Below are 12,699 nucleotides of genomic sequence, written 5' to 3' on the forward strand. Positions count from 1 at the left end.
CCGAGTTTCTGACTCATGATTGTGCGCGCCGTCGCGAAACGAGACGGCGCGATTGACGCGTCCCGCACTCGGCGTATCGTTAATGCACTACCTTGACGCCTGTTATGGCTTGATCGGCGCCAGGGGGATGACGCATTGTGGAGAGTCCGCTTCACAATGCGATGACGATCATGAACCGGGACGTATGACACGGGAGTCAGGCCGATGCAGGGTGCGAGCGTTCGCAGCGGCAGAGTATCCTCGCCTGCTGATGATCCAGCGTGGTCGAGAAACCAGGCAGAGTACGCGTTGAACATCGTCATTGTTGACGACCAGACGTCCGCGCGGACGATGCTGCGTCACGTCATCGAGGACATCGCGCCGGAACTGAGCGTGTATGACTTCGGTGACCCGCTGACCGCATTGGCCTGGTGCGAGGCGCATCCGGTCGACCTGCTGCTGCTCGATTACCGCATGCCGGAGATGGACGGGCTTGAGTTCGCCCGTCGTTTCCGTCGCCTGCCCAAGCACCGCGACATTCCCGTGATCCTGATCACCGTGGTGGGCGACGAGCCGATCCGGCAGGCCGCGCTGGAAGCGGGTGTCATCGATTTCCTGGTCAAGCCGATCCGCCCGCGCGAACTGCGCGCGCGCTGCTACAACCTGTTGCAGCTGCGCCAGCAGACCGAGAACGTGAAGCAACGCGCGTTGTCGCTGGAACAGCGCCTGCTGGCCAGCATGCACGAGGTCGAGGAACGCGAGCGCGAGACCCTGTCACGCCTGGCCAGGGCGATCGAGTTCCGTGATGCCGGCACCAGTGCCTACCTGGAGCGCATGGCGCGGGTGGCCGGGCTGATCGCCGAGCAGCTGGGCCTGCCGGAGGAAGACGTCAAGCTGATCGAGATGGCGGCGCCGCTGCATGACATGGGCAAGATCGCCATTCCCGATGCCGTGCTGCTCAAGCAGGGCAAGCTCAACGACGAGGAGCTGGCGATCATGCGCCGGCACCCGCGCATCGGCCATGAGCTGCTCAGCGGCAGCCAGAACCGCTTCATCCAGGTCGGCGCGCTGATCGCACTGCGCCACCACGAGCGCTACGACGGCAGCGGTTACCCGGATGGCCTGGTGGGCGAAGCGATCCCGCTGGAGGCGCGGATCGTGGCCGTGGCCGACGTCTTCGATGCATTGATTTCTCCCCGTCCGTACAAGGAAGCATGGACCATGGAAGCCACACTGGCTTATCTGTACGCCCAGCGTGGCCGACTGTTCGATCCGCGTTGCGTGGATGCGCTGATGCGCGGCCACTCGCAGCTGATGGACATCTGCGCCCAGCACTCGACGGCATCGACGCGACCGGGTGGGTGACATGCAGGACCTGTTCGCACGCGTGAAGCGCCGGCTGGCGCAGCGTCCGGATTCGGAGCATGGCCAGGCGATCGTGCGGGTGGTGCTGATCTCGCTGATCCTGGTCTACGTGCTGCTGTCGGGCGCCCGCCTGCACCGGCTGGAGCAGTACCAGGGCGTGCTGGCGACGGTCCTGGTAGGGCTTGGACTGTCGCTGCTGCTGTTTGCCTGGCTGTTGTGGCAGCCGGGGCGCTCCGACCCGCGGCGGGTGATCGGGATGCTGGCCGACTATGGCCTGATCGCGGTCGGCATGATCCAGATGGGCGAACCACTGGCCTGGGTGTATGCCGTGGTGATGTGGGTGACGGTCGGCAACGGATTGCGCTTCGGGCCACGTTACCTGGCCGCCGCCATCGTGATGGCGATGGCCAGTTTCGGCGCCACCGTGCTGTTGACTCCGTACTGGCAGGCCAACCCCGGCCTGGCCCTTTCCCTGTGGCTGGGACTGCTGGCGGTGCCGTTGTGCTGCTCCTCCCTGCTGCGCCGAAGGATGCGACATCCGACCATGGATACCCCCCCTGCTGCCGTCCCGTCACGCTCGCTGCTGGCCCGCTTCAAGCAGCGCCTGGCCGGCCGCGAGGACAGCGAACACGCGCAGAACCTGATCCGCATCGTGATCACCGCGTTGTTCATCAGCTACCTGGGCTGGCGCTCGCTCAGCGGTGGCGGTGAAGCGCTGACCACGACCTGGTTGATCCTGGCGTTCGAACTGACCATCTCCGCCGGCCTGCTGACCGCGATCCTGATCCATCCCGGCGTATCGCATGTGCGCCGGGTGATCGGCATGCTCACCGACTACACCTGCATGGCCTGGATCATGACCATCCAGGGCGAGCCGGCCGCGCCGCTGTATGCGGTGATGCTGTGGGTGACGATCGGCAACGGCATGCGCTACGGCAGTACCTATCTGCGCGTGGCCACGGCCATGGGCTGCCTGGCCTTCCTGTGCACGGTGATGTTGTCGCCGTACTGGCGCAGCCACGACTACCTGGGCTGGGGCCTGCTGCTGGGCCTGGGCGCGATCCCGCTGTACTTCGATTCGCTGCTGCATGCACTCACCCGTGCGGTGGCCGAGGCGCGCCAGGCCAACGAGGCCAAGAGCCGCTTCCTGGCCAACATGAGCCATGAGTTCCGCACGCCGTTGAACGGCCTGGCCGGCATGACCGAGGTGCTGGCCACCACCCGCCTGGACGACGAGCAGCGCGAATGCCTAAACACCATCCAGGCGTCCACCCGCAGCCTGCTGGCGCTGGTGGAGGAGGTGCTGGACATCTCCGCGATCGAGGCCGGCAAGGTGCGCGTGGAATGGCACGAGTTCGCGCTGGCCGACGTGCTGCAGGCGATCAACCTGATCCTGACCCCGCAGACCCGTTCGAAGTCGCTGGATTACCGCGTGCAGGTGGACGACAACGTGCCGCCGCGCCTGCTCGGCGATGCCGGCCATCTGCAGCAGATCCTGCTGAACCTGATGGGCAACGCGGTCAAGTTCACCGACAGCGGCTATGTGCACCTGCGCGTGTCCAGCCCCGATGCGCTGGGCAGCGAGCGGGTGCGCCTGCGTTTCGAGATCATCGATACCGGCATTGGTGTGCCGGTGGCGCTGCGTGGCCGCCTGTTCAACGCGTTCGAGCAGGGCGATGTCGGCCTGGCGCGCCGCCACGAAGGTACCGGCCTGGGCACCGCCATCGCCAAGGGCCTGGTCGAGTCGATGGGCGGCCAGGTCGGCTATGCGCCGAACAGTCCGCGCGGCAGCGTGTTCTGGGTCGAGATCACGCTGGATGTGGCCGAGGTCAGCGCGGCGCCGGCAGCGCCCGCCGAAGTGGCCGAAGCCGGCAATGTCATCGCGTTCTCCAATCCGTTCCTGCGCCATCGTGCACGGGTGCGCAGCCTGCGGGTGCTGGTGGCCGACGACCACGAAGCCAACCGCATGGTGCTGCAACGGCTGCTGGAGAAGGCCGGGCACAAGGTCACCTGCGTCAATGGTGGTGCCGAGGTGCTTGATGCCCTCGAGCAGGCCAGCTATGACGCAGCGATCGTCGACCTGCACATGCCCGGCATGAGCGGCCTGGACCTGCTCAAGCAGCTGCGGGTGATGCAGGCCAGCGGCATGCCCTATGTGCCGGTGATGGTGCTCAGCGCCGATGTCACCCCCGAGTCGATCCTGCGCTGTGAACAGGCCGGCGCGCGCGCCTTCCTGGCCAAGCCGGTGGTGGCCACCCGCCTGCTGGAAGTGCTGGCCGACGTGGCGGCCAACACCCGTGCCGACACCGGCATCCAGTCGGTGCCCGCGCTGCCGGTCGGCGACGGCGTGCTGGATACGGCGGTACTGGACGAACTGGCCTCCCTGGGCATGGGCGATGGTTTTGAACGCAAGTTCATCGACCAGTGCCTGGTCGACGTGGATGCGAGCATGGGTCAGCTGCAGGCCTGCGGCGAGCGCCAGGCCTGGGAGGATTTCCGCGAGCACGCCCACGCACTGCGCGGCGTGGCGAGCAACCTGGGTCTTGTCCAGGTTGCCGCCTCCAGTGGCGAGATCATGCGCATGGCGGACTGGCAGCTGAAGGGCGAGTGGAACACCCGCCTCGGCAACCTGGTGGCCGCCCTGCGCAACGGCAGGAATGCGCTGGCCGCCCGTAGTGCGGGAGCACCGCACCGCGACGACAGTGAGCGCAGCCCGTCCTGAACCGCCGGGCTGTCAGGCCGGGTCGCCATTGCGCCGGGCCTGTGCCCGCACCAGCCGATCCATCGTGCGCAGGGACTTCTCGCCGAGCTGCATGGCAGTGTCCACCCAGATCTCGGTGATGCGCATCATTTCGTGCAGCGGGACCATGCTGGCGATCTCGTTGACTTCGCGCATCGCCGCCCAGGCATGCGGAATGCGCTTGCTGTCCTTGATCACCTGTTCCACCGCGGCAACGCCTTCGCCCACCGGCACCACGATGTCGACCAGGCCCATCTCCTTCAGCTGGTAGGCGGTGTAGAGATTGCCTTCCAGCATGATCTTCTCGGCCAGCCGCGGGCTGATCCGCTGGCACAGGAAGGAGTAGGCGCCCATGCCGGGGAACAGGTCGAACAGCACCTCCGGCAGGCCCATCAGTACGCCTTCCTCGGCGACGATGGTGTGGCAGCTCAGTGCCGCCTCGAAGCCGCCGCCCAGCGCATTGCCCTGCACCAGGGCGATGCTGTGTGCACGCGCGCCGAGACCGGCGTGGAAGGCGTGCACCCCGCGCACGCAGCGCTGGGCATAGTCGAGCAGGCGGGCACGGTCGCCTTCGCGGATCAGGCGGCAGAACAGTTCGAGGTCGCCGCCCAGGTTGAACACGTCACTGTCCGAAGCCAGCACGACATGGGGCGACAGCACGTGCGAGGCGCTGAGGCGATCGCCGAGCTCGCGCTGGTAATCGACGATGTCATCGACCAGGCGCGAGGCAAAGCACGGCCGGCCCGGCTGGTTGACCAGGTTGGCATGCATGTGGATCCAGTAGACATCCCGCTCCGGCTCTTCGGTGATGCGCAGGGTGGGGTGCTGCGAGGGGCGGGTGATGATGGGGCGTACTGCAGACATGGGAGTTCTCCGAGTGACCGTCCGGCCAACCGCAGAGCGGACGGAGAAGAGTGAGGGGGCGAGCTGAACGTGCGGCGGCGACTGATTCTATGCACCCCTCGTGAACCGCCCGCAAGCGTGCTGCCGGCCATGTTCCGGCAACAAAAGGGCCCCGCCGTCGCCGGTGGGGCCCCAGAGGCTTCACGATGTCCCGAAACCCTTACTGGGCGGGCGTATCACGCAGCTCGCGACGGAGAATCTTGCCGACGTTGGTCTTCGGCAGCTCCTTGCGGAACTCCACGATGCGGGGGTGCTTGTAACCGGTCAGGTTTGCCCGCGCGTGTTCCTTGACCATCTCGGCGGTCAGGTTCGGGTCCTTCTTCACGATCACCACCTTCACCACCTCGCCGGACTTCTCGTCCGGTACGCCGACCGCGGCCACTTCCAGCACGCCCGGCATCATCGCGATGACGTCCTCGACCTCGTTCGGGTACACGTTGAAGCCGGACACCAGGATCATGTCCTTCTTGCGGTCGACGATGTAGAAGAACCCGTGCTCGTCCATCTTCGCCATGTCGCCGGTGTGCAGCCAGCCGTCGGCGTCGATCGCCTTCTCGGTCTCCTCCGGTCGCTGCCAGTAGCCCTTCATCACCTGCGGGCCCTTGATGCACAGCTCGCCCACTTCACCCAGTGCCAGGATGTTGCCGTTGTCGTCCTTGATGCAGGCATCGGTGGACGGGATCGGCAGGCCGATCGAGCCGTTGTACTCGGGCAGGGTGAGCGGATTGATGCAGGCCGCCGGTGAGGTCTCGGTCAGGCCGTAGGCCTCGACCAGGGTCACGCCGGTGGTCTTCTTCCAGCGCTCGGCCACCGCGCGCTGCACCGCCATGCCGCCACCCAGGGTGAACTTGACCGAAGAGAAGTCGATCTCGTCGAAGCCGGGGGTGTTGAGCAGGCCGTTGAACAGCGTGTTGACGCCGGTGATGGCGGTGAAGCGGGTGCCCTTGAGCTCCTTGACGAAGCCCTTCATGTCACGCGGGTTGGTGATCAGGTGGTTGCAGCCACCGAACTTCATGAAGACCAGGCCGTTCGCGGTCAGCGCGAAGATGTGGTACAGCGGCAGGGCGGTGATGATCACTTCCTTGCCCGGCTCGATGCCCGAGGTCGACAGCCACGCCGATGCCTGCTGCATGTTGGCAATCAGGTTGCGGTTGGTCAGCATCGCGCCTTTGGCCACGCCGGTGGTGCCACCGGTGTACTGCAGGAAGGCGATGTCGTCATGGTCGATTTCGACCGGCGGAAGCGTGTGTCGGCTGCCCAGCTTGAGCGCCTGCTTGAAGCGGACCGCGCCCTTGATGTGGTAGTTGGGCACCATCTTCTTGACGTACTTCAGCACGAAGTTGACGATCGCGCCCTTGGCGCCGAGCAGGTCGCCCAGGCCGGTGGTGATCACGTGCTTGACCGGCGTATCGGCGATGACCTGCTCGACGGTGTCGCCGAAGTTGTCGACCACCACCAGTGCGCTGACGCCTGCATCGACCAGCTGGTGCTTGAGTTCGCGTGCGGTGTACAGCGGGTTGACGTTGACCACGGTCAGACCGGCGCGCAGCACGCCGAAGGTGGCCACCGGGTACTGCAGGCAGTTGGGCATCATCAGGGCGACGCGGTCGCCCTTCTTGAGCTTGAGCTCGCCCAGCAGGTAGGCGGCGAACTGCTCGACCAGGGTGTTGGTCTCACCATAGGTGATGACCTTGCCGAAGCTGGAGTAGGCCGGGCGGTCGCGGAATTTCGCGACGGAAGCGTCGAAGACCGAAGCTACCGAATGGAACTCGTTGACGTCGATTTCGGCGGGAACGCCTTTCGGATAGCTCTGCAGCCAGGGACGATCCAGACTCATATTCCCCCTCCAGGAATCGTGATGTTTTAGGTTCCGGCCCTGAGCGTATCGAGAATGGCCGGTCATTGCAGCATACCCCGGCGTAGGGAAAACGCGAAGAGGCCCCGAAGGGCCTCTTGCTCTGGTCATGCCGGCCGCTGGCCGGCATCTGCTCTCTTTCCGGTAGTGCCGGCCGCTGGCCGGCATGACCTGGCCCCAGGCGGGCCGCCTGCGTCAGCCCTGCTTGCGCACCGGCGCGCCGTTGGCCTTGTAGTAGGGCGCAGTGCTGCGCGCCAGCGGCGTGCGGCCGCGGATCACATCGGCCAGCTTCTCGGCCATCATGATGGTCGGCGCGTTGAGGTTGCCGGTCACCACCTGCGGCATGATCGAGGCATCGACGATGCGCAGGCCTTCCAGGCCGTGCACGCGGCCCTGGCCATCGACCACCGCCATCGGATCGTCGGCGTGACCCATCTTGTTCGAGCACGACGGGTGGTAGGCGGTCTCGGCATGCTCGCGCACGAACGCATCGATCTGCGCATCGGTCTGCAGCGCGCTGCCCGGCGAGATTTCGCGGCCGCTGTACGGGGCCAGCGCGGGCTGCGCGAAGATCTCGCGGGTGATGCGGATGGCCGCACGGAACTCGCGCCAGTCCTGGTCGTGCGACATGTAGTTGAACAGGATGCTCGGGTGTTCGCGCGGGTCCTTCGAGCGCACGTGGATGCGGCCGCGGCTGGGCGAGCGCATCGAGCCGACGTGCATCTGGAAGCTGTGCGCCTTGATCGGGTTCGAGCCGTTGTAATTGATCGCCACCGGCAGGAAGTGGTACTGCAGGTTCGGCCAGTCGAACTCGGCATCGCTGCGGATGAAGCCGCCGGCCTCGAACTGGTTGCTGGCGCCGATGCCGGTACCCAGGAACAGCCACTCGGCGCCGATCGCCGGCTGGTTGTACAGCTTCAGTGCCGGGGCCAGCGATACCGGCTTCTTGCACTCGTACTGCAGGTACATCTCGAGGTGGTCCTGCAGGTTGGCGCCGACGCCGGGCAGGTGGTGCACCAGGTCGATGTCGAGGCTGCGCAGCAGATCGGCCGGGCCGACGCCCGAGCGCTGCAGGATCTGCGGCGAGGCGATGGCGCCGCCGCACAGCAGCACTTCGCGGCGTGCGGTGGCACGCTGCGGCTGCTCGTTGTGCAGCCACTGCACGCCCACCGCACGCTTGCCCGAGAACAGGATGCGGTCGGTCAGCGCGTGGGTGACGATGGTCAGGTTCGGGCGCGGCTTGGCCAGGTCCAGGTAGCCGCGGGCGGTGCTGGAGCGGCGGCCCTTCGGGGTCACCGTGCGGTCCATCGGGCCGAAGCCTTCCTGCTGGTAACCGTTGAGGTCGTCGGTGCGCGGGTAGCCGGCCTGCACGCCGGCCTCGACCATCGCGGCGAACAGTTCGTTGTTGCCGGCCTTGGGCGTGGTCACGCGCAGCGGACCGTCGCCACCGTGGTAGTCATTGGCGCCGATGTCGCGGGTTTCCGCCTTGCGGAAGTAGGGCAGGCAGTCCAGGTAGGTCCAGTCTTCCAGGCCCGGCATGCTGGCCCAGTTGTCGTAGTCCATCGCGTTACCGCGGATGTAGCACATGCCGTTGATCAGCGACGAGCCACCCAGGCCCTTGCCGCGGCCGCAATCCATGCGGCGGTTGTTCATGAAGGGCTCGGGATCGGTCTTGTACGCCCAGTTGTAGCGCTTGCCCTGCAACGGGAAGGCCAGCGCGGCCGGCATCTGGGTACGGAAGTCGAGCCGGTAGTCCGGGCCACCGGCTTCCAGCAGCAGCACGCTGACATCGGCATCTTCAGTGAGGCGGGTGGCCAGCACGTTGCCGGCCGAACCGGCGCCGATGATGATGTAGTCGTACTCGTTATGGGTGCTCATGGGTGTCTCCTGCAGGCCGGGGCGCACTGCATGCAGGCGTCCCGGCGGAATGTCGGATCGGCACGGTGGCCGGACGAAGGGGCGCGCTCAGGGCGCGCCGATCAGAACACGCTGGCGTAGTCGCCCAGTTCTACCTGCACCGACTTGATGCGGGTGTAGTGGCCGAGGGTCGAGATGCCGTTCTCGCGGCCGACGCCGGATTCCTTGTAGCCACCGACCGGCATTTCCGCCGGCGATTCACCCCAGGTGTTGATCCAGCAGATGCCGGCTTCCAGGCGGTGGATGATGCGGTGGGCGCGGCTGACATCCTTGCTGACCACGCCGGCGGCGAGGCCGAAGGTGGTGTCGTTGGCACGGCGCACCACTTCCTCTTCGTCGTCGTAGGCGAGGATGCTCATCACCGGCCCGAAGATCTCTTCCTTGACGATGGTCATGTCATCGCGGCAGTCGGAGAACACGGTCGGCAGCACGTAGGCGCCGTTGGCCAGTGCTCCCTCGGTGGCGCGGCCACCACCGGTGAGCAGGCGGGCACCCTCGGCCTTGCCGCTCTCGATGTAGCGCAGCACGTTTTCCATGTGCGGGAAGCTGGTCAGCGGGCCGAAATTGGTCTCGGCGGCCATCGGGTCGCCGATGCGGATGCGCTTGACGCGCTCGACCACGGCGGCCTCGAAGGCGGCCAGCATGCTGCGCGGCACGAACACGCGGGTGCCGTTGGTGCAGACCTGGCCGGAGCTGAAGAAGTTGGCCATCACCGCGATGTCGGCCGCGCGGTCGAGGTCGGCGTCATCGCAGATCACCAGCGGCGACTTGCCGCCCAGTTCCATGGTCACTTCCTTCAGCGACGAGGAGGCGGCGCTGGCCATCACCTTCTTGCCGGTGGCGACGCCGCCGGTGAAGGAGATCTTCTCGATCACCGGGTGCTCGGTCAGCCACTGGCCGATCTCGCGGCCCGGGCCCTGCACGACGTTGAACACGCCGGCCGGCACGCCGGCTTCGGTGTAGATCTCGGCCAGCCGGATCGCGGTCAGCGGGGTCACTTCGGACGGCTTGAACACCATCGCGTTGCCGGCCGCCAGCGCCGGGGCCGACTTCCACATGGCGATCTGGATCGGGTAGTTCCAGGCGCCGATGCCGGCGACCACGCCCAGCGGCTCGCGGCGGGTGTAGAAGAAGCTGGACTCGCGCAGCGGCAGCTGGATGCCCTCGATGGCGGTGGCCAGGCCGGCGTAGTACTCGACCACGTCGGCACCGGTGACGATGTCCACGGTGGTGGTTTCAGCCAGCGCCTTGCCGGTGTCCAGCGTTTCCAGGTGGGCCAGCTCGTCATTGCGCTCGCGCAGGATCTCGACGGCGCGGCGCAGGATGCGCGAACGCTCCATCGCGGTCATCGCCGCCCAGACCTTCTGGCCTTCGGCCGCGCTCTGCACGGCGCGCTCGACGTCGGCCTGGCTGGCGACCTGCACTTCAGCGATCACTTCACCGGTGGCCGGATTGACGGACGTGAAGGTCTTGCCGCTGGTGGCATCGACCCGCTGGCCGTGGATGTAGAGCTGTTGGACGGGCAGGGTGGTCATGGGGCGTACTCCTTGGAAGGGGGCGGGTGCTGACACGCTTATAGCGCGGCAGCCTGCAACTGGAAGTCGATGTAGCCGTAGGCGATGCGCCGGGATTTCTCGGCGTTGAACTGGCCGCCGACCAGGCTGCCGCGCAGCCACAGGCCGTCGATCATCGCGGCCAGGCCGCGGGCGGCCAGGCGGGCCTGCGGGTGGGGCAGCAGGCGGTTGAACTGGTGGCACAGGTTGGAGAACAGGCGCTGGTCGTTGGCGCGCTGCAGCCGGGCCAGTTCCGGCTGGTGCATGCTCGCGGCCCAGAAGGTGAGCCAGACGCGCATCGCAGTGCCGTTGATCTGGCTGTCGTCGAAGTTGCCATCGACGATGGCACGCAGCTGCTCGCGCGGGTCGTCGCCGACATCGGCGCGGTAGCGGGCGACCGCCTCCTTCAGTTCGCGCAGGATCTGCCGCATTGCAGCATTGAGCAGGCCGTCCTTGTCGCCGAAGTAGTGGGCGACGATGCCGCTGGACAGCCCTGCCTTCTTCGCGATGGTGGCGACGGTCGCATCGGCCATGCCGATCTCGTCGATGGTCTGGAAAGTGGCCCGGATCAGCTGCTCGCGCCGGACCGGTTCCACGCCTTTCTTCGGCATTGTCTCTCCACGGATTGCGACCCGAAGGATCGGGCTGCCGGCCATTATGCTTTTTATTGATTGAACGTTCAATCAATAAACCCTAGGATGCGCTCGCGCCCCACGCCATGGGCCCGGTTTACCGGTCCGGCCCCGCCCATGTGCTCCCTCGGACTTGATGAGACGACCCCATGTCTTCCCTGGCTCATCCCAAGCGTTCGCCCCTGCGCTTGAACCGCTTTGTCTTCTTCAGCTCCTCGGTGTCGATCGGCATCCTCGGGCTGCTCACCGTTCTCTATCCCGAAGGCAGCGAGCATTGGCTGCAGTGGGCGCAGGCCGAGGTGTCGGCCGCGTTCGGCTGGTGGTACATGCTGCTGATCGTGCTGTGCCTGGGCTTCGTGCTGTGGCTGGCGTTCTCGCCGTACGGCCGCATCCGCCTGGGCCACAACGAGGAATCACCGGCCTTCGGCTACGTCGCCTGGGTGTCGATGCTGTTCTCGGCCGGCATCGGCATTGCGCTGCTGTACTACGGTGCCTACGAGCCGCTGGACCATTTCCTCAATCCGCCCGGGCAGCCCGGCGGTACCGTGGCCGCCGGCCGCGAGGCGATGGTGCTGACCTTCCTGCACTGGGGCCTGCACGGCTGGGCGCTGTACGCCCTGGTCGGCGTGGCACTGGGCTATTTCGCCTATCGCCGCGACCTGCCGCTGGCGCTGCGTTCGGCGCTGTACCCGATCTTCGGCGAGCGCATCCACGGCCGCATCGGCGACATGGTCGATGGCTTCGGCATCCTGGCCACCCTGATCTCGATGGTGACCAATCTTGGCATCGGTGCGCTGGTGGTGCAGTCCGGCCTGGTCTACCTGTTCCACATTCCGGATACGCCGCAGGTGCTGGTGGCGATCGTGCTGGTGATGATGGTGGTGGCCACCATCGGCGTGGTGGCCGGTGTCGAGAAGGGCATTGCCTGGCTCTCCAACCTCAACGTGCGCCTGCTGTGCGGCCTGCTGCTGTTCGTGCTGGTCACCGGCCCGACCCTGCACCTGTTCGACGGTCTGATCCAGAACACCGGCGATTACCTGGGCGCGTTCGTGCGCAAGAGCTTCGACATGTACCTCAACGACCCCAAGGGCCGTGAGTGGATGGGCTCGTGGACGCTGTTCTACTGGGCCTGGTGGATTGCCTGGGCGCCGTTCGTCGGCCTGTTCGTGGCGCGCATCTCGCGTGGCCGCACCATCCGTGAAGTGATCATGGGCGTGCTGCTGATCCCGCTTGGCTTCACCCTGGCCTGGCTGTCGATCTTCGGCAACACCGCCATCGACCTGGTGCTCAACCACGGCCAGGCGGTACTGGGCGAGGTGGCCCAGCATGATGCGGCCATGACCCTGTTCAAACTGCTGGAGTACCTGCCCGCCGCGCCGTACGTGGCCGGCGCCGCGGTGGTGATCGGCTTCGTGCTGTTCCTGACTCCCGTCGATTCGGGCACGCTGATGATCGCCAACCTGTGCACCCGCCGTGTTGATGACGGCGTGGAGGACGGCCATGACGCGCCGATCTGGCTGCGCGTGTTCTGGGCCGCGGGCATCACCGTTGCCAGCGTCGGCCTGCTGCTGGCCGGCAATTTCAGCGCGATGCAGACCGCAGTGGTGCTGTGCGGCCTGCCGTTCTCGTTCACCCTGGCGTTCTACATGTGGGGCCTGTTGAAGGCCCTGCGCACCGACCCGGACGCCCCGCGCCGCTGAGCGCCTCTGTAGCGCCGAGCTCTTGCTCGGCTTTACAGGGGGTATCCCAAGCAAA

General features: G+C 66.4%; 8 protein-coding genes. 3 read left to right on the plus strand and 5 right to left on the minus strand.

The features are described from left to right. Positions 1 to 204: 204 nt before the first annotated feature. Positions 205 to 1,344 carry a two-component system response regulator gene (locus Q0P60_RS11540; RefSeq protein WP_294993090.1) on the plus strand — a complete coding sequence of 380 codons (1,140 nt, stop codon included), beginning with the start codon at positions 205 to 207 and terminating at the stop codon, positions 1,342 to 1,344. Position 1,345: 1 nt separating this feature from the next. Beyond that, positions 1,346 to 4,066: a response regulator gene (locus Q0P60_RS11545; RefSeq protein ID WP_294993093.1), complete on the plus strand. Its 2,721-nt coding sequence runs from the start codon at positions 1,346 to 1,348 to the stop codon at positions 4,064 to 4,066. Between the two features lie 12 nt (positions 4,067 to 4,078). Here the strand turns inward: Q0P60_RS11545 and Q0P60_RS11550 are convergent, their stop codons facing one another. The 5 genes from Q0P60_RS11550 to betI all read right to left on the minus strand — a co-directional run bounded on the left by Q0P60_RS11550 (position 4,079) and on the right by betI (position 10,923). Then, entirely contained in the window at positions 4,079 to 4,948 is an 870-nt protein-coding gene (locus Q0P60_RS11550; protein ID WP_294993096.1) for a crotonase/enoyl-CoA hydratase family protein, read from the minus strand. A 199-nt stretch (positions 4,949 to 5,147) separates the two neighbouring features. Further along, positions 5,148 to 6,824 carry a long-chain fatty acid--CoA ligase gene (locus tag Q0P60_RS11555; protein WP_294993099.1) on the minus strand — a complete coding sequence of 559 codons (1,677 nt, stop codon included), beginning with the start codon at positions 6,822 to 6,824 and terminating at the stop codon, positions 5,148 to 5,150. Between the two features lie 213 nt (positions 6,825 to 7,037). Continuing rightward, complete coding sequence (betA, locus tag Q0P60_RS11560) at positions 7,038 to 8,720, minus strand: choline dehydrogenase (protein WP_294993102.1); 1,683 nt, start codon at positions 8,718 to 8,720, stop codon at positions 7,038 to 7,040. Positions 8,721 to 8,821: 101 nt separating this feature from the next. Beyond that, entirely contained in the window at positions 8,822 to 10,294 is a 1,473-nt protein-coding gene (gene betB, locus Q0P60_RS11565; protein ID WP_294993105.1) for a betaine-aldehyde dehydrogenase, read from the minus strand. Between the two features lie 38 nt (positions 10,295 to 10,332). Next, positions 10,333 to 10,923: a transcriptional regulator BetI gene (betI, locus tag Q0P60_RS11570; protein WP_294993108.1), complete on the minus strand. Its 591-nt coding sequence runs from the start codon at positions 10,921 to 10,923 to the stop codon at positions 10,333 to 10,335. 170 nt (positions 10,924 to 11,093) lie between these two features. Between betI and Q0P60_RS11575 the strand changes: the two genes are divergently transcribed. Then, positions 11,094 to 12,644: a BCCT family transporter gene (locus Q0P60_RS11575; RefSeq protein WP_294993111.1), complete on the plus strand. Its 1,551-nt coding sequence runs from the start codon at positions 11,094 to 11,096 to the stop codon at positions 12,642 to 12,644. Positions 12,645 to 12,699: the final 55 nt, after the last annotated feature.

The organism is uncultured Stenotrophomonas sp. (assembly GCF_945952405.1).
Classification (GTDB): Bacteria; Pseudomonadota; Gammaproteobacteria; order Xanthomonadales; family Xanthomonadaceae; genus Stenotrophomonas.